Here is a 22,226-nt window from a genome sequence, read left to right as displayed (position 1 = left end):
TTTATAATTATTTAACAGGTCCTAATGGAGCTGCTCCTTTTGGGTTAACGAAAGCTTTAATTCTCAAAAGCTCAGAACCTTTTTCAGTATTTGCTGTAACAGTAATTGTTTTAGTTACCTGATTTTGACCTGATCCATTGAAATTAACTTTCAACTCACCTGTTGCACCCGGTGCAATAGGCTCTTTTGGAGGATTAGGAACTGTACAACCACAGCTACTTTTAGCGTCAGTAATGATTAACGGAGCATTACCAGTATTGGTAAAAGTAAATACGGTTTCTTGTGGAGTACCTTGCTCAATTGTACCAAAATCATGTTCTGCTTTCTCGAAAGACATTACAGGTACTGCTTTAGCAGCCTCATCTCTTACCGCAGCTTCTGCTACATTATCTGTTTTAATCTTACTTGATGCGTTGTCTTTACAAGAAGTAAAAGCTACCATTGATACAAGACCAACAATTAGAACTATTTTTTTCATACTATTTAGATTTATAAATTAATTGCAAAATTATAAAAATTTTTATAATAGACCTCTTCCCATTTTGTTAAGCTTTCCTTCTGACTTGTATTCTTTAGTAAGCTTATCAAGAATTCCGTTTATAAATATGCTACTTTTTGGTGTCGAGTATTCTTTAGCGATTTCTAAATACTCATTTATAGTTACTCTTTCTGGTATAGAAGGGAAATGTAATAACTCGCAAATAGCCATTTTTAATAAGATGCTATCAATACCGGCAATACGATCTTTATCCCAATTTGGTGTTTTACCCTCTATTTCTTTTTCTAAAGCATCGTTCTTTAATAATGTTCTAGATAGCAATTGCATGGCAAAAGTCATATCCTCATCATCTTTCAACAGACTTGGTAAAAAGTAAGATTCTGGGTGTACCTGCTTTACTTTCTTAAAATGCTTTAAAATAAAGGTATTAACAATAGGTATATCATCTACCCAGGTTAACTTATCATCTTCGAAGTAATCGTAAATTTTCTCGTTAGGTGCAATAATGTTCTTGAACAAAGTTATTATCAAGTCCTTATCAGCAGCATAGTCACTTTCTGGTTTAGACATGTATTCTTTGTAGGTATCGCTCTCTAAAATTTCTTTATAGATAAGCTTTACATACTCTTCTTCTAAATACCAGTTATCTAGCTTTCTATGACTAAGCTCTTCTTCTAAAGTCTTATTCTCAACAATTTGTAATAAAAATCTGTTTTGAATAAACTTATTAGGATTAGGAAATGCTGTCTTTTTGTCGTCAATGTATTTGTTAGCAGAAAGAGATATTTGATCTGCTGCTCTTTTCTGTATTTCTACAAAAAGACTTAGCCATAATAAATATAGCGTATAGGTATTCTCTATGCTTACCTTTAAAAACTTCTCTTGTTTCTGTAACGAATCGTCCTTAGACTGAATTAGAGCGTAAATACTCTGCATTACCTTAACCCTAATGTGCCTTCTTGTAAGCATTTGAAAGAACTTATTTAATATATTAGTAAATAAAGCCGCAAAGGTAAGTATCTATTTATAGGGTCACAATAGCAATCGTATTTATCTTAGCTTATTTATAACATATCCTTTTAGGTCAAAAAACTATCTTTGCCTTTAGAATTTTACACTATTATCTTTTCTACAACTTATGAAAGAACTTAAGCATCTAAACAAATACTTTAAAAAATACTGGCTTAAGCTTTTTTTCGGGATCATTATAACCATAGTAGCAAGGCTATTTCAGTTGATTATGCCGTCTTACGTGAACAACTCTATAACGGTAGTTGAGCAGTACATAAAGGCAGAAATAGAAAAATCGACAGCCCAAGAATTGTTATTAGAATACATTCTTATCATTATAGGTGCCGCTTTTCTATCTGGATTCTTCACTTTTCTAATGCGTCAATTAATCATCAATATTTCAAGATATATAGAATTCGACCTTAAAAACGAAATATTCGACCACTATCAAAAACTAAGCCTGAACTTCTATAAGAAAAATAGAACTGGCGATTTAATGAACAGAATAAGTGAAGATGTAAATGAAGTACGTATGTATGCGGGTCCGGCTATTATGTACGGTATACAAACACTAACTTTATTTGCCTGTCTAATACCTCTAATGTTCATAAAAGCACCAACCCTGGCAGCTTACACCTTATTACCTTTACCTTTTCTATCAGTTTTAATATATCAAATAAGTAAGGTAATACATAAGCGAAGCACCATAGTACAGCAGTATTTATCTACGCTATCAACTTTTACTCAAGAAATATTTTCAGGTGTCTCGGTTATAAAAGCATATGCGCTGGAGCCACAAACTAATGAAGATTTAGAAAAACTTGCCATTGAAGGAAAAGAGAAAAGTGTTAGTCTGGCTAAGGTAAACGCTTGGTTCTTCCCTTTAATGATTCTTTTAATTGGTATCAGTAATATTTTGGTGATATACATAGGAGGAAAACAATACTTAGCCGGTGAAATTGAAGTTGGATTGATTGCAGAGTTTATATTATATGTGAACATGTTAACATGGCCTGTTGCAATTGTAGGATGGCTTACATCTATAGTTCAAAGAGCTGCTGCCAGTCAAGAACGTATCAACGAATTTCTAAATCAGGAATCGGAAATTAAAAACACACCCACTCACGAGCATACGGTAAAAGGTAAAATTGAATTTAGAGATGTTGATTTTACATATCAAGATACCAACATTAATGCTTTAAAACATTTATCATTTACCATAAACGAAGGAGAGACCACAGCTATTATTGGCAAAACGGGATCCGGTAAATCTACTATACTAGATTTAGTAGCTAGATTATACGATACTACTTCGGGTGAGATTCTAATAGATGACGAGCCTATTAAAAACATTGACCTTACCAGTTTAAGAGAATCAATTGGCGCCGTACCACAAGATGCTTTTCTGTTTTCTGATAGTATAAAAAACAATATCAAATTCGGAAAAGAAGACGCTACTGATCAAGAAATCATGGATATTGCTAAAGATGCCGTGGTTCACGAAAACATAATGGGCTTCTCAAAAAAATATGATACGGTTTTAGGTGAAAGAGGTATAACATTAAGTGGCGGACAAAAGCAACGCGTGTCAATCGCAAGAGCGTTAATTAAGAAACCACAAATTTATTTATTTGATGATTGCCTTTCTGCGGTTGATACAGAAACGGAAGAAGAAATTTTAAATAATCTTAAAAAAGCTTCTAAGAATATAACTACATTAATTGTAAGTCATAGAGTTTCTTCAGCTAAAAATGCCGATAAAATACTGGTTTTAGATGACGGCAGACTCATTCAAGAGGGTACCCACGACGAATTAAATACTCGAGAAGGGTATTATAAAGACCTCTATAGCAAACAGCTCTCAGAGAAAGAAAGTTAGAAAATTGTTGTCGGATAACGATTTTTTTTTCATTTTTGATAGCATAACGACACTAAACATTAGAAATGAGCGAAAGAGATTTATCAGATCAAGAAGAAATTCACTCCAAAGTTTTACGCGCAGGTAGAAGAACGTACTTTTTCGATGTAAGAAGTACAAAGGCTGGGGACTATTATTTAACGATTACAGAAAGTAAGAAATTTACACATGACGATGGGTCCTTCCATTACAAGAAGCATAAAATTTATTTATACAAAGAAGACTTCGACGCCTTTAAAGAGAATGTTGAAGAAATGATGGATTTCATCATTAACGAAAAAGGTTCTGAAGTAATTTCAGAAAGACACCAAAAAGACTTTAAAAAAGAAGAAGTTCAAGTTGAAGCTGAAGTACCTGTAGAAGATACGACTACAAATACCTCTAGCTTTACAGATGTAAGCTTTGAAGATATCTAGTCTTGAAAATTTTCTTTAAAAAACTAACGACCTTTAAATAAGGGTCGTTTTTTATTTTGTGTATATTTGATTATTAACGCAAACCATTCTTCACCAACCCAACATTCAGTAAAGTGAAAATGCCGATACTCATTACTGCGATATATGGCGTAAATACAAAAGCAATAACTGTAAACAATAATAGTATATAAATAGGATAAGATATCATTGCAAATGCAAACCTAAACGTACCCATAAACTCATCTTCGGGTACTTTTGACTTCAACCATAATTTCCAAATTAATACTATAGGGAAATTTAGCAATGTGAATATCCATTTGAACATATTGAAACCTTGCTTTTCTGAAGCAGGATCAATTATACTATCTACACCTTGCTGGGTCAACATATTTATTTTTTCATTGACTGCGGTAGGATTAAGAAAATCGAGCTTTTCTGACTTCAACCTATTTAAAATAGCATCATAATCAACATTACTTGAAATATGAGTAGTTAGATGTTCTAGACTTGTAGCAACCTCATTTTTTATAGTAATGACAGATGTATTTAAATCATTCTCATCGAATAAACTTCTTGCCGAAATTGGCTTTCCATAACAAATAGCCACCTCATCTGGAAAATGAGCTGCATGCTTATAATTAAACCCCACGGGGATCAACTGAACATCTAACTCTGGGTACATTTCAAAAGTTCTAAAGAGTATTCTTGTAAAGCCCTTGCTCAATGGTCTAACCCTGCGTTTAAGGCTATGATTTGCTTCGGGAAACAAAAGCAAGGCTTCTCCCATATTTAAAATTTCTGCACATGAATTAAAAATTGCGTCATTGTTAGAAAGTGCATCTCTACCATCTCGCATTCTATAAATTGGTAACATTTGAAAATAAGAGAATATACGTTTTAGCAGTTTGCCCTTAAAAACATCTGAACGCGTTAGAAAGTAGGGTTTTCTATTACAATCTGTAGCAATTAACAATACATCAATCAATGCACTTTGATGATTAGGCAGAAACATTACCGGTTTATCTTTGGGTATATGGTCTAGCCCAGAAATAACTATCTTTTTATGATAACCGTAGAGTCCGGTTTTCACTGAAGATTTTACTAATGAATATATGACTGCACTCACGCTATAGTCTCTTTAGCAACTGATTTTCTATTCCAAAAAGCAGCCAAAATTAAACCAGACACAATATGCCAAACACCCCAAAAGGCAACAATAAGTGCCATACCCCCTAATCCGTCGAAAAAAGTAAAAATCAATAGCAATCCTAATCCAGAATTCTGTATACCTGTTTCTATGGTTATCGACCGAACGCTATCCTCTGGTAATTTAAAAATTCGTCCGAGGCTATATCCTGTAGAAAATGCAACTAGATTATGAATTAAAACAATCCAAAAGACATAAAAAATATAATCCATAAAGATGACGCGGTTGTTATATAACGCAATAAAAACCAGACAGATAAAAAACACTAATGATACTACTTTAAGCTTTTTTGCTATTTTCAAAGCTATTTTTGGTTTTCTATAATTGACATACATACCCAACATCAAAGGCAGACCCAATAATAGAAAAACCAATTTTATCATTTCTAGAGGTGATATAGAAATGTCTTGAATAAGATTAGAGCTAGGTTCATATAACATTGAATAAAATTGAAAATTTAATGGTGTCATTACAACCGCTAACATAGTAGCAATAGCAGTAAGACTAACAGATAATGCCGTATTCGCTTTAGATAAATAAGATATAAAATTAGAAATATTACCGCCTGGGCAAGCAGCCACCATAAACATACCCAAAGCAATGCTAGGCAACGGTTCAATTACAAACACCAACAAAAAAGTGAATGCTGGCAATAAAACAAACTGACTACATAAACCTACTAATAATGCCTTAGGTTTTAACCATAAAGGCTTAAAATCTGATATTGATATTTCTAACGCTACGCCAAACATCACCAAACTTAAGACAAGGTTCATTATCCATAATGAACCTGTATCAAAATTAATATGAATGTTATCTAAGATATTATCAGTCAAAAAATTAGGAAATTTTTAAGCCGTTAGGAACTTTCATTTGAGGTTGAAGAAGCACCACTGAACTATTGTCTACAGCACCTAATATAAGACATTCGCTCATAAAATTGGCAATTTGTTTTTTAGGGAAATTAACAACAGCTGTGACTTGAAGTCCGATGAGATCCTCCCTACTATACTTTTCTGTTATCTGAGCAGATGTCTTTCTAATCCCTATTTCATTACCAAAATCAATATGTAACTTGTATGATGGGTTTCGAGCCTCTGGGAAGTCTAAAGCAGTTACTATTGTACCGACTCTCATATCAATTTTACTAAAATCTTGCCATGTAATCGTTTCTTTCATTAGCTAAATTTAAGCTTTTCTATTAAATCTTTAGGTACATTTCCAGCATACATACCGTATCCATCTACTAATAAGCCCTTTTCACCGGTACTTGTTTCAATGACATATAAAATGGTATTATCATCGGGATTACTCATACCCTCAAAACGATAAAATTTTACAACTTCTAATTGGGTAGCATTATGAGTATTTTTCTTGCTTTTGTTTTCTACGCCAGCGTCACATAAATTAAAATCTTCTGGGTAAGCTTCTTCTTGTAATGCTTTAATTGCGATGAATAAAGAAATATATGAATTTTCCATAATAGTAATTTTTATAGATTTATGAATACTATAAAGAAAAAACAAGCTTAATATAATCCTTAACTTAGTAGCATAAATTATTAGTTGATATGGCAAGAACAGAAAGCAAAATGTTAGCATTGGGTACCGTTGCTCCAGAATTTAGTCTGTTAGATACGGTTAGCAAAAAAACCATGAACCTTCACTCTTTAAATGGTAGTAAAGGAACGGTAATTATGTTCATTTGCAATCATTGTCCATTTGTTATTCACGTCAATCCAGAAATTACTAATATGGCTTTAGAATACCAAAAACAGGGTATTCATTTTATCGCTATATCTAGTAATGATGTGGAGAAGTATCCAGAAGATAATCCTCAGTTCATGAGAATAAAAGCAAAAGCAGAAAATTATACTTTCCCCTATTTATATGATGAAGACCAATCGGTAGCCAAAAAATATGATGCCGCCTGTACACCTGATTTCTATCTTTTTGACAAAGGCTTGAAATTAGTATACAGAGGTCAATTAGACGATTCTAGACCAGGAAACGGATTGCCGTTGACAGGTAAAAATCTTAGAGACGCTATTGAAAATCTTTTAAAAGGAGAAGAAATTAATCCTATTCAAAAACCTAGTATAGGCTGCAATATTAAATGGAAATCTAACGGTTAATTATAGTGGTTTTTAAAAAAAATTATGGAGAATAATATTCAGTTTATACTACTGAAGCCAGAACTTTACAACACTTATATTGAAATAGGCACAAAAGCCTATGACCAACATTACAAACATCTTTGGCCTAATGGCGACACAACTACCTATATTAAAAACAGTTTTACCAAAAAAGTACTCTTAAAAGAAGAGAAAGACGAAGACACCTTTTTATATCTTATAAAGTTAAATTTCGAGAACGTAGGTATCTTAAAAATCACATTACACAAACAATTACAAGATTATAACAAAACTGATGCTTTATATCTTGATAAAATTTATATTCTTAACGAATTTTCAGGCAAAGGCATAGGTTCCAAAACCCTAAGATTTGTTGAGCAAATTGCTACTGACCATTTTAAAAAGGCAATTTTTCTAGAGTCTATGCAAAAAGGATTGGCACTACCCTTTTACTTATCACATTCTTTCTCAATTGTTGCGAACACGCAAGTACCGTTCAACAATGTTATTGAAGAAGAAAAACCAATGTATTTACTTAGAAAAGATTTATAAAATTTTACCAACCTTTACTTAAAGCCAAATTTTCTATATGCGCAAAATGGTGATTACTATGCCATGCATATTTACCAATATTTTCTGCCACAGAAACATTAACACTCCCCTCTGGGTGAATATAACTTTTTTCAAAATCTACCGAATCAAGGTGATTTAATAAATAGACCAGTTTAGCATGCAATGCCGTTAAATAAGAAAGTGATAAAGAAATTGGTGCTGTTTTAGCATCTATAAGTTCGCTCCACAATTTTTCTTCATAAACTTTAATGAGCGGTCTATTCTCTGTCAATGCCCATTTAAAACGAGTATAACTATGGTGATGACTATCTGCCATGTGGTGTATTACTTGCCTAACGGTCCATCCGCCATCGCGGTAAGGAGTATTTAGCTGTTCTTCTGAAAAACTATTTACGAGATTTGACAAACGTTCAGGTAACACATCCAACACTTGAATCCACTTTTCAATATCCTCATTTGATATATTCTCGGGACAATTAAAATGCCCAATCGGGTATTTTAGTTTTTCTAAATCTTCCATAGTTTAAAAGTAAAAATTTTAATAGACTTTTAACCAAAAACCTTTAGCCAAGATTATATAATCTACTAATTTTATAGGATATTAAATAAAACACACAAATTCATATAATTATGGCAACAATACGTTTAGGTGATAAAGCACCAGATTTTACAGCAGATAGCTCAATGGGCACCATTAATTTGTACAATTACCTAGGTGATAGTTGGGGAATATTATTTTCTCACCCTGCAGATTTCACCCCTGTTTGTACTACTGAACTAGGTACGGCGGCTAAATTTAAAGATGAGTTCGACAAGCGAAATGTTAAGATGTTAGCATTAAGTGTTGATGGTGCGGCTTCACATGCCGAGTGGATAAAGGATATTAACGAAGTACAAAATACAGTCGTAAACTTTCCGATTATTGCTGATGAAGACAAAAAAGTTTCTGATTTGTATGACATGATTCATCCAAATGCAGATAATAATCTTACGGTTCGTTCTGTATTTATTATTGCACCAGATAAATCTGTTAAACTTACTTTAACCTACCCAGCATCTACGGGAAGAAATTTTTATGAGCTATTAAGAGTAGTAGATTCCCTACAATTAACTGCAAACCATAAAGTTGCAACACCAGCAAATTGGGAACATGGCAAAGATGTAGTAGTGAGTCCGGCTATATCTACCGCTGACGCAAAAAATATTTTTTCTAAGGGAGTTACAGAGGTTAAACCATATTTGAGAATGACACCAGACCCTACTGCATAGGTCTAAAAACAAGTTCATTCTCAATACATTAGATGAAAATTGTTAACCTTAAGATAACGTACAAGAATTTTAGTTTTTAAACAAAAAAAAACTATCTTCGTGCTTTAATTAATATTTAATTTTTCTATTATGAGTAAAGGAACAGTAAAATTCTTCAATGATTCTAAAGGTTACGGATTTATCACTGAAGATGGTTCAAACGAAGATCATTTTGTACACATTTCTGGCTTAATCGATGAAGTTCGTGAAGGTGATGTTGTAGAATTTGAACTACAACAAGGTAAAAAAGGATTAAACGCCGTTAATGTGAAGGTACTTGACTAGGTAACGACTTAACTTTTTTATAGTATAAAACCCGAACCAATTGGTTCGGGTTTTTTTGTGCCTTATACTTTTATAAAAAAATGTTCAACTTAAACGCAACCTTTTATATAAATACTTATCTATTGATTAAACAAGAACGGTTCCCCAACCTTATACCATGTATTTATGACCACATTTTTGACCGTATTTTTAGTTTTAATGATAGTAAATATCATTTTACTTTTGGGCAGTTTTATTACTCGCAAAAAGTAATCATCAAAAAAAACACCCATATCTTATGATACAGGTGTTTCATTATTATCTTAAAGTCTCTAGGTTGTTTTAACCTACCTTCATTAATTCTACATCAAATATTAGTGTAGCATCTGGTGGTATAACACCGCCTGCTCCCGCAGATCCATATGCTAAATCAGAAGGAATTACAAAACGTGCCTTATCACCAACCTGAAGTAAAGCAATACCTTCATCCCAACCAGGTATAACCTGACCGATACCTAATTGAAAATCAATAGGAGAATTACGCTTGTAAGACGAGTCAAAAACCTGACCATCTAAAAGAGAACCTTCATAGTGTACAGAAACTTTTTCACCTTTTACAGCTTTAGCTCCATCACCTTTCTGAATCATTTTATAACGAAGTCCTGATGGTGTAGCATCAAATCCTGCTGCTATTTTATCAAGTTCAGCATCTTGTTTCGCTTTTGCATCAGCTAATCTTGCTTCACCAGAAGCATTGAAATCTTTATAAGCTTTTAGTGCATCCCATTTCTTAGCCGCATCACCAACTCTTACAATTTCTAAAGATTCTATAACATCATCTTGTGCAATAGCATCTACGACATCTTGACCAGACTCAACTTTACCAAAAATAGTATGCTTATTATCTAACCAAGGTGTTGGTACGTGCGTAATAAAAAACTGACTACCATTAGTACCGGGACCAGAATTAGCCATTGAAAGTACACCAGGTGCATCATGCTTTAATTCTGGGTGAAATTCATCATCAAATTTATAACCGGCGTCACCAGTACCTCTACCTTGAGGACAACCACCTTGAATCATAAAATCTGGAATAACCCTATGAAATTTTAAACCATTATAATATGGCTCACCTTTACCTTTAGCGCTATTTTCTTTATCACCCTCTGCTAAGGCTACAAAGTTACCTACTGTACCAGGAGTTTTATCGTGAGTTAATTTTACTAGTATTTCGCCTTTATTTGTATTGAACTTGGCGTAAATTCCGTCTTCCATTATTGTTTTTTTTATATCTGACAAAGGTAAAGAAATTTAACGATTTGAACATTTCGTTGCCTTCAAAACCGGAAATTGATTGCTTTACTATTGTTGATGCAGTGACAGAGGTTAAAATCCGTATTTATCTACCAAGTAAATTAAACTAGCCATCGATGCAGCGCCTAATTGTAGTTCACGCCTATTTACATGTTCAAATGTATCGTTCTCTGCATGGTGATGATCAAAATAACGTTGAGAATCTGGTCGCAAACCTGCCAATACCAATCCTTCTTTTTTTAACGGGCCAATATCTGCCCCACTATGTCCTTTTTCAAAATAGTGCACCAAGTAGGGTTCAAAAAGAGGTTTCCATTCTAGCACTTTCACAAAATCTTTATCAGAGCTATCAAAAGTAAATCCGCGAGGAGAAAATCCGCCAGAATCACTTTCTAGTGCGAATATGTGCTTTTCATTTTTGGTATTTGCAATTTCAGCATATTTATTACCACCTCTTAGACCATTCTCTTCGTTCATAAATAGAACAACCCTCACGGTACGTTTTGGCTTATAACCCGTTTTCTTAAATAGATTTAAAACCTCCATACTTTGAACACAACCAGCGCCGTCGTCATGAGAACCATCGCCTAAATCCCAAGAATCTAAGTGTCCACCAACAACAATTACTTCTTCAGGTTTTGTTGTTCCTCTAATTTCTCCGATAACATTATATGATTCAACATCATTGAACTGCTTACAACTCTGTTTAAAATAAAAGTTGATATCAGGATTCAATTTCAAAGAAGTGCTTAATAATTCAGCAGCATTTGTACTAATTGCCGCAGCAGGAATTCTTTCAGATTCTGCTTGTTCGCCATAACTCATGGACCCTGTATGGGGGTAATCGTCTAAACGAAGATTCATTGAACGCACAATAACACCTACAGCCCCATACTCAGAAGCTTCTAAAGCACCGGCATAGCGCTGGTCTACACAGTTAGAATAGGCAGTAAAGGTATTTATCTGAGTAGCGTCCATAGGTTTGTTATAGAACACTATTTTTCCCTGAATTTTGTCCATACCCAAAGAAGCTAATTGTTCAATACCTTCAACCTCTATAATGTTTGCCTTTATACCTCTGGGAGGTGTTGGCACAGAACCACCTATTGCGCAAATGGCAACATTAGTAGTGGTACCAGGGTTTGTTTCAAAATAAGCAAATTCTGGTGTTCCCCTTACCCATTTAGGGACCATTACAGGTTGCAACCAGACTTTATCAATACCTAGAGAATCTAATTGAGCCTTTGTATAATCTACAGCTTGCTGCGCCTGAATCGATCCAGAAAGTCGCCCACCAATTTGATTGGACAAATAGTTCAACCATTCATAACCAGTACCTTCGGTCAGCGCTGTATCATAAAGTTTCTTTATCTGTTCTTCGTCTGTATTTTGTGAAAGCCCCACATACGCGAAAGCAATTACAAAAAATAAAGCAAGTTTACTATTCACCTTGTAGTTGTTCTTCATAGCTGTCTAAATTAGCCATTATTTTATCGCTCAACATAGGCTCTTTGATATCTTTGTATTTTTTTAACGATTCCAATAGAATAGATGCTATAATTATACGCGTTGCCTTTTTATTATCTGCAGGTACCGCAAACCATGGCGCATGATTGTGAGTGGTTTTAGATATCGCTTCTTCGTAGCAGTGTTGATATTCGTCCCACAATTTACGCTCCTTTAAATCGCTAGGTGAAAATTTCCAATGTTTCTCTTTTAACGCAAGTCTTCTTAACAAACGTTGACGTTGTTCTTCTTTTGAAAGATTAAGAAAAAATTTGAAAATTAAGGTTCCATTCTCAGCAAGATGGCGCTCAAAGTCATTGATTTGATCAAATCTTTTATCCCAGAATTTTTGATCGATATCTTCTACCGTATGTATACCAGGTATATGTTCGTTCAATATATATTCTGGGTGCACTCTAGTAACCAATACATTTTCATAATGTGTTCTATTAAAAACACCAAATTTACCCTTCGCCGGCAATACCAAATAATGACGCCACAGGTAATTATGACTCAGCTCTAATTCTGTAGGCACTTTAAAACTATGGACCTCAACACCACTAACATTGAAATCTTTAAACACCTCGCGTATTAAACTATCCTTACCAGCGGTATCCATACCCTGTAGACATACCAGTATACTATATTTACCATGGGCATAAATAGTATCTTGAAACTCCCCTAACTCTCTTCTGATTTTTGATAATTCTTTTTTAAGTTCTTTATCTGACTTACCAAAATCTTCAAAAGTCTCATAATCAGTGATTTTAAAGTTTTTATTGGTGCTATAATTGTCTACTTTTATTTTATCCATTCTGAAATATAAAATTTAAAATTAATGAATACTAATTCGGTACTAAAAGATAAGTAATACAATTCTCACAAATTCCGTTTATCGTGATTGAAGTGTATTGTATCGAAAATAATATTTTCAACAAGGTAAAGCATCTAAATTTATCCGTGTAAGATCCCAAATCTTGCACCTAAATTACCTACTTATGAAGAAAAATATCTTTTTTTTCTGTGCAATTGCACTACTAACCTTATCCGCATTCGGTATGAATGTAGAGTGTGAATATGCTAATTCCAATATGGGTTATGCAAAATCTCAAATAAACGCTGCTTTACGTACTCAAGATATTAATAAGGCACGATTTTATGCTTACAAAGCACTAAGTGCTTTAGAAAAATCTAAAAAACAATTAAATGTTTGCGGTTGTAAATATGCAAAAGAAAGCATGTTAGAAAATATGGGGGTGTTATCACTTGCAACAAAATCTACGACTTTAGAGAGTACAATTAGTTATTTACATGCATCTATAGAGCTAACAAATAAAACTATTCTAGTATTAGAGTCACACGATACTCACGAAAGTCCATATGCTGACGATGAGCTTTCTATAAACACCAATGCTTCGGTAAACAAAACATTTGTAACAAAGAAAAGTAACAAAAAAGACTTATTTGAAACCATTGACACTTCACTAGAAAAATATCGTATTTCTTTAGACAAGGTTGTTCAAAGCGTAAATTGTAAGGACGCTACTAAATTTGCAAGTAGAATTTTTGAAGAATGTGAAGCTCAGCTGCTGAAACCAGATATTTCTGAGGGTAGTAAATATTACAATCTGCGCACTAAAGAAATTACCGCAGAAGCACTAACCAAAATTGGAGATTGCTCTGCGGCTAAATAAGTTTAATTAATTATTTACTGGCAAACAATTTTACATCATCTTCTGACACTTCTTGACCACCAAGTATAATTAAACGCTCGACAACGTTTCTTAGTTCACGAATATTGCCTGTCCAATCATATGCTTTCAATAGTTTAATAGCTTTATCAGAAAAAGTTTTACCAGCCATACCTTGCTCAGTGGCAATTTTTTTAGAAAAATGCTCAATTAATAACGGTATATCGTCACGTCGGTCATTTAAACTAGGTACTTGAATAAGTATAACCGCAAGTCTGTGGTATAAATCTTCCCTAAAATTACCTTCTTCTATTTCTTTCTTTAAATCTTTGTTCGTAGCAGCAAGAACACGAACATCAACTTTTATGTCTTTATCTGTACCTACACGCGATATTTTACTTTCTTGAAGTGCCCTTAACACTTTCGCCTGTGCAGAAAGACTCATATCACCAATTTCATCTAAGAATATGGTTCCTTTATTGGCCGCTTCAAATTTACCAGCTCTATCTTTAACTGCTGAAGTAAAAGCACCTTTAACGTGACCAAATAATTCACTTTCAATTAATTCTGAGGGTATAGCTGCACAGTTCACTTCAATAAATGAACCTGAGCTTCTAGCACTTTTTTCATGCAACCAATGTGCAACAAGCTCTTTACCTGTACCATTAGAACCCGTAATTAAAACACGAGCATCTGTAGGCGCAACTTTTTCGATCATATCTTTGATCGTATCTATTTCGCTACTCTCACCAATCATTTCATAATTCTTACTCACCTTTTTCTTCAAGTTTTTGTTCTCAACGACCAATACTTTTCTATCTAAGGCATTTCTAACAGTAGTAAGTAATCTATTTAAATCTGGTGGTTTTGAGATATAATCAAAAGCACCTAATCTCATCGTATTTACAGCAGTATCTAAATCACCGTGACCAGATATCATAATAAACGGAATTTCAGGTTTAATTTTTCTAGCGGCCTCAAGTACCTCTACGCCATCCATTTTTGGCATTTTTATGTCGCAAAGCACCAAGTCATAATCATTGTTTTTAATAGTCTCAATACCCTTTAATCCGTCTTCGGCTTCTTCTACAGTGTATGTATCATTTTCTTCGGATAAAATTTTGACCAATACCCTTCTAATTGCTGCTTCATCTTCTATTACTAATATTTTTGGCATAATTTTTTTTATTAAAGTCCTATTCTAAATCCACCCCTAATATAAAGGCTTGGATCATCATTCAATGTAAAAATATCATTTCTATCTTCATCTCTCAAAACTCCCAGTTGAAAAAGAGTATGACCTACAAACCCATAAAAAGACATTGCTTTAGTAATATTATAAGAATACCCAAAAGTAACAACAGCCGCTGAAGATGAAATGGATGATGCAAAAGTAGCATCGGGTAAAGCAGTACTGTTTTGAAGATTGATAAAATAACCATCCAATATAAACTCGGTCTGTAAAACATGTTTTTGTTTGAAATGATATTTCATTCCCATTTTTGGTACACCAATAACATATGACCAACTTGGATCAAACCTTTTTTCAAAATAAATAACCGGCATAGGAATTCTTAGAGCAACAGTTGAATTATAGGCAATACCAAAAACTAAGCGTGTTGGTTTATCTAAATACTGTCTATCTCTAAAAACGCCTATAGTTGCATTAATAGAGAAATCACCTTTCTCTAAAGGATTGGTTAATGTAGAAGCCAAACGAGGTGTAAACACCCCTATAAACCTCCAATCATTCTCATATGTTTTTACATAACCAAAATTTAAGTCAACAACGTGAAAATAATTTAAGGTTTCTCTATTAATTGGCAAATCATCTCTTTCTAAATCATATACTAATCGATTATATTCACTTCCAATTACAATTGTATTGGAATCTCCTGCTTTAATTGGAACATTTGCCACCAACTTTATACGACCTAACTTTGCCCCTGAATCATTTCTTGGCATTAACATGTATTCTAACCTAAAGACATCTGGTGTTTGTGCTATGATTGAATTAATAGCAAAAAACAAAAAGCACACGGAAAGAACAACCCAGCTATGCTTTCTCATTATTCTCTGTATTTGATACATTGCTATGTTGAAATGGACCCTGTTGAAATAGATGAACATCTCTTTGTGGGAAAGGAATGGAAATTTTATGCTTTCTAAATTCGGTATCAATCTTATATCGTACTTCACTTTTTACACGCGGATCCGTAAAACTATCTGTAATATAAAAATTGATTGAAAATACAAGGGCAGAATCACCAAAATCTTCGAATATTACAAATGGTTTTGGGCTCTTTAAAATAGTTCTTTGCGACTTAACTACATCTAAAAGTATTTGAGTTACCAATTCAACATCACTACCATAAGCCACACCTATACGTACCAACTCTCTTGTAGTCTTATGATTTTGGGTATAGTTGTAAACGATATCACTAATAAATTTATGATTTGGTATTATAATTACCTTATCATCTCTTGTTATCGCTCTTGTGGTTCGTAGTTTAATTTCAAAGACCTTCCCAACTTTATTATCTATTTCAATAATATCGCCTACTCTTAAAGATTTATCTACAATAATAAAAATACCACCAATGATATCTTGAAAAATCTCTTGTAATGCCAATCCAAGTCCGACAAATAAGGCAGCCGATGCGGTGATTAATATAGTAATATTTATACCTGCCGCACTCATGGTAAAAAGAATGACTATAACATATACCAAGTATTTAATAAACTTAAAAATGCTGATAAACTTCAGCTTATCATCAGCTTCCATTTTTCTTGTAAAAAATCTACGTATAGCTTGTAGAACAGTACTAGTCAATAAAAATGCTACGGTAAGCAATAATAGCAAACCTATGGTTATGTTAATAGATTTATCACCTTCCCCGAAATGATAACCTAGGTCTAAAAATTTCTTTATAGTACCCCAAATATCATCTTCGATTATTTCCTTTATCGTTTCTGTACTTTCTTGAATCATCATGAGTATTTAAGCCACTTATACAATTCTTTATAGCTTGGTTTTTTACCGTACATAAGTATACCTACTCGATATATTTTTGCAGCTACCCATACAATACCAATAAAAGTACCTATTAATATTACAATTGATGTTATCAATTGCCATACAGGCACGCCACCTTCACCAATACCCCAAGGCAAACGCATTAACATTACAATAGGTGATGTCAACGGAAAAAGGGAAAATGCAACAGCTATTGGTCCGTTAGGATTGCTGAACACAGAAAAGAACCCTACATAAATAGCCAACATTAATGGTAAAATCACTGGAAAAATAAATTGTTGTGTATCTGTCTCATTATCTACAGCTGCCCCAATAGCGGCGTAAATAGAACTATAAATCAAATACCCTAAAACGAAATAAACAATGAAAAAAAACAGCATAGCAAAAATGGGCAACTCAAATATTTCTTGAGCATATAGTTGAATATTTTGAGTAAGAGCATCTACATCTACATTTGCAGTATTAGCCATACCAGGAGCAACACCACCGCCCTTTGTTAAACTGGCAGGATCTATATCAAAAATAGCTAGACCGATAAATAGCAAAATAGCTCCAGATACAATCCAAATTGCGAATTGGGTTATACCAGCAAGTGAAGTACCGATAATCTTGCCCATCATCAAATGAAAAGGTTTTACAGATGAGATAATGACTTCAATAATTCGGCTTGTTTTCTCTTCGATAACACTACGCATTACAAAGCCACCATAAATAATAATAAACATCATAATAAGGTAGCCAAATGCACCCCCAATAATTGCTTTTATCTCATTAATGCCTTTTACGTTCTGTAAACCATCAAAAGTTTCAATATTTATGTTGTAGCCACGGTCCATTTCAGCATATTCTTTTGGTGACATGCCTAGCTCACGTAGTCTTTCTTGTCGCAATCTACCGGTAATGGAACTTTCTAATTTATCTAAAACGGTAGCACTAGGCGCATCTTTACTATAAAAGAAAGCTCTTTGCGCTACTTGTTCTAAATTAGATTCGTTAGGTAGATAAATTAGACCATAAAAACCTAAACTAACTGTTGAGTCTTTTGCCTGTTCTAATGAAATATCTTTAAAATTGATATAAGAAGTAACTTCTGAGGTTACAAACTCATTCGCGAAATAGCCGCTTTCATTTAATACACCTATGACCTTTTTTTCGTTGTCATTTAACTGAGTTAAGTATGCTATCAATAATATCATACCTACCATTAAAAAAGGACTTAAAAAAGTCATAACAACGAACGACTTATTACGCACCTTAGCTATGTATTCCCTTTTAATTATAAGTGGTAATTTATTCATGGTCGATATTTTTATTTTGAATGGTCTTTATAAAAATATCACTTGCAGACGGAATCGTTTCTTTAAAACCATTTACGTTTGCTCGTGAACCTAAAAAGGCTAAAATATCTCTAGATTCATTTGATGGCAATTGCACCCTAAGGTTTAACTGTTTTTCAATACTATCATAATCTTGGGAAAGCACTTGAAATTTATCTTGCATTTCATTTAGCAGCAACTGCTCATTATCTATTTCCAAACCTATTTCAAAAATGTTGTTTTTGTATTCTTTCTTGATGTCAGTTAATTTGCCGTCTAATATTTTCTCTGATTTATGGATAAGAGCAATATATTCACACAATTCTTCTACAGACTCCATTCTATGTGTTGAGAATATAATAGAAGTACCATTCTCTTTTAAGCTTAAAATCTGTTCTTTAATAATATTGGCATTGATAGGATCAAAACCACTAAAAGGCTCATCAAAAATCAGCAACTTAGGCTCATGTAGTACAGTTACAACAAACTGTATTTTTTGCGCCATACCTTTAGAAAGCTCTTGTATTTTCTTATTCCACCAATCGCCAATCTCCAATCTTTCAAACCAATATTTTAGGCGTTTTTTGGCTTCAGCTTTAGACAACCCTTTTAGTTGCGCTAAATAAAGTGCTTGCTCGCCTACCTTCATACTTTTATAAAGACCACGCTCTTCTGGCAGATACCCGATTTGAGCAATATGCTCTGGCTTAAGTAGCTCACCGTCAAAATAAACGGAACCTTGATCTGGATATGTAATTTGATTTATGATACGAATTAGCGTAGTCTTACCTGCCCCATTGGGTCCAAGTAATCCGTAGATGCTATTCTTAGGAATTTCAAGGGAAACGTTCTTCAATGCCGTATGGCTCCCAAACTGTTTGGTGACATCATTAGCAACCAAAATATGACTCATGTACTCAATTTCTACAAAGATATTGAATTGTTTTGACTAGCTATACTCTTTATGATTCCTTTATAGGATACCAGTTATAAAGCTTATAAAGTAAAAACTATTTTGCCCTAAAAAGCAAAACCCACCCTTGATAAATCAAGGATGGGAAAAAAATTGCTATGAAAAAGAAAATTAATATTGGTTGCCCAATATTATCTCAAATATACGTTTTTTATTTAAAAACGAGTTATTTAGAACTTACGAGAACATATCTTTTACTTTTTCAAAAAATGACTTATCAGATTTCTCTGGTTTAGGCTCAAAATTGTCATTGCCCTGCATTTTCTCAAAGAATTCTCTCTGTTCTTTATTCAACTCTTTAGGTGTCCAAACGTTTACGTGTACCAATATATCTCCAGCACCATAACCATTTAAACTCGTAATACCTTTACCTCTAAGTCTGAGTATTTTACCAGATTGAATACCTGCCTCTAACTTAATACGAACTTTACCACCAACGGCATCGATTTCTTTTGAAGTTCCTAAAACAGCTTCAGAAATACTTACATAAAGATCATAATGAAGATTATCACCTTCTCTCTTTAATGTACTGTGTTCTTGTGTTTCTATGGCAACTAACAAATCTCCTGGCACTCCGTTTCCTGGAGCATCATTCCCTTTATTTGGTACTTTCAATTGCATGCCTTCTTCTACACCTGCAGGTATATTAATAGACACGGTTTCTTCAGCAACTTTAAGTCCTTGTGCATCTGCATCACCAGGTTTTCCATCCAAAATTTGACCACTACCTCCACAAGTACTACAAACAGCTGCTGTTTGCATTCTACCAAGTATCGTGTTCTGAATTTTTGTCACCTGTCCTCTACCATTACAAGTAGTACATGTTTTATAGGTAACCCCTTCTGCTTGAACTTTTCGTTTTACCTTAACTTTTTTCTCTACACCATTTGCAATCTCTTCTAATGTCAATGTAACCCTAATTCGCAGATTACTCCCTTTTACTCTTCGTTGACCACCGCCACCGCCGAAGCCACCAAAGCCGCCGCCGCCGAAGCCGCCGCCGAAAATATCACCAAATTGGCTAAAGATATCATCCATATTCATACCGCCGCCGCCAAAACCGCCGCCGCCACCACCTTCAAAGGCAGAATGACCAAACTGATCGTAACGAGCTTTCTTATCGGCATCACTTAATATTTCATAAGCTTCAGCAGATTTCTTGAATTTCTCTTCGGCAGAACTATCTCCTGGGTTTTTATCAGGGTGATACTGCAATGCCTTTTTACGGTATGCTTTTTTTATTTCTGCAGCAGTTGCACTCTTACTGATGCCTAATACTTCATAATAATCTTCCTTCATTCCAATTTTTTAATTTCCTACTACTACTTTTGGATGCCTGATAATACGGTCGCCCAACTTAAATCCTTTTTCGATAACGTCGATAATTTTACCCTTCATCTTCTTATCAGGAGCTGGTATTTGAGTTATTGCTTCATGTATTTCTGCATCAAAAACATCACCTGCATTAGCTTCAACCATTTCTAAACCTTTGCCCTTAAGAGTTTCTCTTAGCTTAACATTAATTAGCTCGATACCGGTAAAAGTTTCTTTATCTTCTGATTTTGCCAATTCTTTCATAGCTCTATCAAAATCATCTAAAACTGGTAATAATGAAACAATTACTTCTTGCCCAGCAGTCTTAAACAACTCCATACGTTCTTTAGAAGTACGTCTTTTATAATTCTCGAATTCTGCAAACAATCTTAAAAACTTATCTTTTTCTTTCGCTAGTTCATCGCTAAGCGTTTCTTCTACCGACTTTTCTTCTTCTTCCTCTTCATTCTCTAGCTTTTGTTCTTGCTCTTGACCTTCCAATAGCTCATCATCCAAGAATTCATCATCCAAAGTGTTTTCTTTATCACTCATAATATATTGTAATTTAAATCGCTGATTAAAAGCAGGCAAAAGTACTGCCAATTCTTTAAAAATGTCAAAATGTCACAAAAGTTTAAAAAAAAATCCGCCAAAAGCGGATTTCATTATATCTGACAAATAGTTTGAACTTTAAGACACAAATTGTTTTGTTACTTTATTTTTAGAATCAACACATTCAGCATTGGTATCATAAATTGACCCGAGTGCTTGACAAATATTCGCATATTTAAAAATAAAACCTTCTTCTTCTATTTTTTTACTGCTAACACGTTGACTTGCAAATAAGATATATGCCATTTTACCAAGTACAGTATACATGACAAATTTTGGGATATTTGGCAATATAAGTGGCTGATCTAATGCTTTTGCAATTTCTTTTACGAGCTTAACATTAGTTACAGGGTTTGGCGCAACACCATTAAATGTACCTTTTAATTCGTACTTAATTATGTGTAGAAAAATAGCTGCCAAATCTGTTATATGAATCCAAGATTGCCATTGCTGACCCGAACCAAAAGCTGCCCCTACGTAATACTTAACCGGTTTTACCATTTCTGGTAACGCACCGCCATCTTTAGACATTACAAGCCCAATACGGACTTTAGCAACTTTTAATCCTAAAGATTTAAATTCATTAATTTTCTTCTCCCAAATAGCTACTACCTCTCCTAAAAAACTATCATCAACAGCAGCTTCGTCTTCAGTGTAATAGTTACTTACGGAATCGGGATAAATACCAATTGCAGATGCAGAAATAAGTGATTTTACGGTATGATTTTCATTCGCTAAAAGTATACTCTTTAGCAACTCTAACGTATTAACCCTGCTATTTATAATTTCTTTCTTATAACTACTCGTCCAACGTTTAGAAATACTTGAACCTGCCAAATTGATTATGACAGAAACACCATCTAAACACCCGGCATCTATTTCACTAGATTTAGGATCCCAGAAGAAACCTTGGTAGTTATTTTCTGAAACAATTTTGTTTTTACGTGTGGTTAGGTAATTAACGGTATAACCTTTTTTATGGCATTGAGATACCAACTCGCTACCTACCAAACCTGTCGCACCTGTTATCAATAGTTTCATGGAATAAAGGTATCATTTTTGAAGTATGTTGATACACAATTTAATTCCGATTTAACATTGTTGCCGAACCTATTGATGTGCAGCGCGTTAAA

25 protein-coding genes are annotated in these 22,226 nt (G+C 33.9%); 7 read left to right on the top strand and 18 right to left on the bottom strand.

All coding sequences use genetic code 11. From position 1 onward, the window contains the following. Nucleotides 1-7: 7 nt before the first annotated feature. Both Q4500_RS02065 and nusB read right to left on the bottom strand, forming a co-directional pair. Nucleotides 8-478, bottom strand: a complete 471-nt coding sequence (locus Q4500_RS02065; RefSeq protein ID WP_303598092.1) for a DUF1573 domain-containing protein — start codon at nucleotides 476-478, stop codon at nucleotides 8-10. Between the two features lie 42 nt (nucleotides 479-520). Continuing rightward, nucleotides 521-1,468 (bottom strand): transcription antitermination factor NusB, encoded by a 948-nt coding sequence (gene nusB / locus Q4500_RS02060; RefSeq protein WP_303598091.1) that lies wholly within the window; start codon nucleotides 1,466-1,468, stop codon nucleotides 521-523. Nucleotides 1,469-1,637: 169 nt separating this feature from the next. On the opposite strand from nusB, the gene Q4500_RS02055 reads away from it, so the two are divergent. Together Q4500_RS02055 and Q4500_RS02050 are read left to right on the top strand one after the other, a co-directional pair. Beyond that, the gene (locus Q4500_RS02055; protein WP_303598090.1) at nucleotides 1,638-3,389 is read left to right on the top strand and encodes an ABC transporter ATP-binding protein; all 1,752 of its coding nucleotides are present in this window, start codon (nucleotides 1,638-1,640) and stop codon (nucleotides 3,387-3,389) included. Between the two features lie 65 nt (nucleotides 3,390-3,454). Next, nucleotides 3,455-3,844: a PUR family DNA/RNA-binding protein gene (locus Q4500_RS02050; protein ID WP_303598089.1), complete on the top strand. Its 390-nt coding sequence runs from the start codon at nucleotides 3,455-3,457 to the stop codon at nucleotides 3,842-3,844. A gap of 73 nt (nucleotides 3,845-3,917) precedes the next feature. Here the strand turns inward: Q4500_RS02050 and Q4500_RS02045 are convergent, their stop codons facing one another. From Q4500_RS02045 to Q4500_RS02030, 4 genes are read right to left on the bottom strand one after another with little or no spacing between them, the layout of a single operon-like run. Next, nucleotides 3,918-4,970: a lysophospholipid acyltransferase family protein gene (locus Q4500_RS02045; RefSeq protein WP_303598088.1), complete on the bottom strand. Its 1,053-nt coding sequence runs from the start codon at nucleotides 4,968-4,970 to the stop codon at nucleotides 3,918-3,920. Further along, nucleotides 4,967-5,887 (bottom strand): bile acid:sodium symporter family protein, encoded by a 921-nt coding sequence (locus tag Q4500_RS02040; protein WP_303598087.1) that lies wholly within the window; start codon nucleotides 5,885-5,887, stop codon nucleotides 4,967-4,969. Before Q4500_RS02040 ends, Q4500_RS02045 begins: the two co-directional genes overlap by 4 nt. Before the next feature lie 4 nt (nucleotides 5,888-5,891). Beyond that, nucleotides 5,892-6,230, bottom strand: a complete 339-nt coding sequence (locus Q4500_RS02035; RefSeq protein WP_303598086.1) for a tRNA-binding protein — start codon at nucleotides 6,228-6,230, stop codon at nucleotides 5,892-5,894. Further along, nucleotides 6,230-6,532: a phosphoribosylpyrophosphate synthetase gene (locus tag Q4500_RS02030; protein WP_303598085.1), complete on the bottom strand. Its 303-nt coding sequence runs from the start codon at nucleotides 6,530-6,532 to the stop codon at nucleotides 6,230-6,232. Before Q4500_RS02030 ends, Q4500_RS02035 begins: the two co-directional genes overlap by 1 nt. A gap of 89 nt (nucleotides 6,533-6,621) precedes the next feature. On the opposite strand from Q4500_RS02030, the gene Q4500_RS02025 reads away from it, so the two are divergent. Together Q4500_RS02025 and Q4500_RS02020 are read left to right on the top strand one after the other, a co-directional pair. Beyond that, nucleotides 6,622-7,185 carry a thioredoxin family protein gene (locus Q4500_RS02025; RefSeq protein ID WP_303598084.1) on the top strand — a complete coding sequence of 188 codons (564 nt, stop codon included), beginning with the start codon at nucleotides 6,622-6,624 and terminating at the stop codon, nucleotides 7,183-7,185. Nucleotides 7,186-7,209: 24 nt separating this feature from the next. Continuing rightward, a complete protein-coding gene (locus Q4500_RS02020) occupies nucleotides 7,210-7,737 on the top strand; it encodes a GNAT family N-acetyltransferase (RefSeq protein WP_303598083.1) in 528 nt (175 codons plus the stop codon). Between the two features lie 4 nt (nucleotides 7,738-7,741). Here the strand turns inward: Q4500_RS02020 and Q4500_RS02015 are convergent, their stop codons facing one another. Beyond that, nucleotides 7,742-8,278 (bottom strand): YfiT family bacillithiol transferase, encoded by a 537-nt coding sequence (locus Q4500_RS02015; protein ID WP_303598082.1) that lies wholly within the window; start codon nucleotides 8,276-8,278, stop codon nucleotides 7,742-7,744. A 110-nt stretch (nucleotides 8,279-8,388) separates the two neighbouring features. Here Q4500_RS02015 and Q4500_RS02010 point away from each other — a divergent pair, with 110 nt between their 5' ends. Together Q4500_RS02010 and Q4500_RS02005 are read left to right on the top strand one after the other, a co-directional pair. Then, complete coding sequence (locus Q4500_RS02010; RefSeq protein WP_303598081.1) at nucleotides 8,389-9,027, top strand: peroxiredoxin; 639 nt, start codon at nucleotides 8,389-8,391, stop codon at nucleotides 9,025-9,027. 129 nt (nucleotides 9,028-9,156) lie between these two features. Next, nucleotides 9,157-9,351: a cold-shock protein gene (locus tag Q4500_RS02005; protein WP_068486174.1), complete on the top strand. Its 195-nt coding sequence runs from the start codon at nucleotides 9,157-9,159 to the stop codon at nucleotides 9,349-9,351. Between the two features lie 321 nt (nucleotides 9,352-9,672). Here Q4500_RS02005 and Q4500_RS02000 read toward each other — a convergent pair whose 3' ends face one another. The 3 genes from Q4500_RS02000 to Q4500_RS01990 all read right to left on the bottom strand — a co-directional run bounded on the left by Q4500_RS02000 (nucleotide 9,673) and on the right by Q4500_RS01990 (nucleotide 12,964). Then, nucleotides 9,673-10,605, bottom strand: a complete 933-nt coding sequence (locus Q4500_RS02000) for a peptidylprolyl isomerase (protein ID WP_303598080.1) — start codon at nucleotides 10,603-10,605, stop codon at nucleotides 9,673-9,675. Between the two features lie 111 nt (nucleotides 10,606-10,716). Further along, nucleotides 10,717-12,111 (bottom strand): M20/M25/M40 family metallo-hydrolase, encoded by a 1,395-nt coding sequence (locus Q4500_RS01995; protein WP_303598079.1) that lies wholly within the window; start codon nucleotides 12,109-12,111, stop codon nucleotides 10,717-10,719. Next, nucleotides 12,086-12,964, bottom strand: coding sequence for a PPK2 family polyphosphate kinase (locus Q4500_RS01990; RefSeq protein ID WP_303598078.1), 879 nt, complete (start codon nucleotides 12,962-12,964; stop codon nucleotides 12,086-12,088). The genes Q4500_RS01995 and Q4500_RS01990 overlap by 26 nt, the downstream gene beginning before the upstream one ends. A gap of 184 nt (nucleotides 12,965-13,148) precedes the next feature. On the opposite strand from Q4500_RS01990, the gene Q4500_RS01985 reads away from it, so the two are divergent. Further along, complete coding sequence (locus Q4500_RS01985) at nucleotides 13,149-13,844, top strand: hypothetical protein (protein ID WP_303598077.1); 696 nt, start codon at nucleotides 13,149-13,151, stop codon at nucleotides 13,842-13,844. A gap of 10 nt (nucleotides 13,845-13,854) precedes the next feature. Here the strand turns inward: Q4500_RS01985 and Q4500_RS01980 are convergent, their stop codons facing one another. The 8 genes from Q4500_RS01980 to Q4500_RS01945 form a co-directional block, all read right to left on the bottom strand. Next, a complete protein-coding gene (locus tag Q4500_RS01980) occupies nucleotides 13,855-15,018 on the bottom strand; it encodes a sigma-54 dependent transcriptional regulator (protein WP_303598076.1) in 1,164 nt (387 codons plus the stop codon). An 11-nt stretch (nucleotides 15,019-15,029) separates the two neighbouring features. Beyond that, entirely contained in the window at nucleotides 15,030-15,911 is an 882-nt protein-coding gene (locus Q4500_RS01975; RefSeq protein WP_303598075.1) for a DUF6268 family outer membrane beta-barrel protein, read from the bottom strand. Next, complete coding sequence (locus tag Q4500_RS01970) at nucleotides 15,898-16,836, bottom strand: mechanosensitive ion channel family protein (RefSeq protein WP_368389712.1); 939 nt, start codon at nucleotides 16,834-16,836, stop codon at nucleotides 15,898-15,900. Before Q4500_RS01970 ends, Q4500_RS01975 begins: the two co-directional genes overlap by 14 nt. Next, nucleotides 16,833-18,176: an ABC transporter permease gene (locus Q4500_RS01965; protein ID WP_303598074.1), complete on the bottom strand. Its 1,344-nt coding sequence runs from the start codon at nucleotides 18,174-18,176 to the stop codon at nucleotides 16,833-16,835. The genes Q4500_RS01970 and Q4500_RS01965 overlap by 4 nt, the downstream gene beginning before the upstream one ends. Continuing rightward, the gene (locus Q4500_RS01960; RefSeq protein WP_299320490.1) at nucleotides 18,169-19,107 is read right to left on the bottom strand and encodes an ABC transporter ATP-binding protein; all 939 of its coding nucleotides are present in this window, start codon (nucleotides 19,105-19,107) and stop codon (nucleotides 18,169-18,171) included. Before Q4500_RS01960 ends, Q4500_RS01965 begins: the two co-directional genes overlap by 8 nt. A 237-nt stretch (nucleotides 19,108-19,344) precedes the next feature. Further along, nucleotides 19,345-20,466: a molecular chaperone DnaJ gene (dnaJ, locus tag Q4500_RS01955; RefSeq protein ID WP_303598073.1), complete on the bottom strand. Its 1,122-nt coding sequence runs from the start codon at nucleotides 20,464-20,466 to the stop codon at nucleotides 19,345-19,347. Between the two features lie 9 nt (nucleotides 20,467-20,475). Continuing rightward, the gene (locus tag Q4500_RS01950; RefSeq protein ID WP_299796395.1) at nucleotides 20,476-21,033 is read right to left on the bottom strand and encodes a nucleotide exchange factor GrpE; all 558 of its coding nucleotides are present in this window, start codon (nucleotides 21,031-21,033) and stop codon (nucleotides 20,476-20,478) included. A gap of 138 nt (nucleotides 21,034-21,171) precedes the next feature. Then, entirely contained in the window at nucleotides 21,172-22,134 is a 963-nt protein-coding gene (locus Q4500_RS01945; RefSeq protein WP_303598072.1) for a TIGR01777 family oxidoreductase, read from the bottom strand. Nucleotides 22,135-22,226 lie beyond the last annotated feature (92 nt).

The sequence above is a fragment of the Maribacter sp. 1_MG-2023 genome, assembly GCF_030547005.1.
Taxonomy (GTDB): Bacteria; Bacteroidota; Bacteroidia; order Flavobacteriales; family Flavobacteriaceae; genus Maribacter.
The sequence above is the reverse complement of the archived record's forward strand: the minus strand, read 5'-3'. Positions and strand labels throughout refer to the sequence as shown.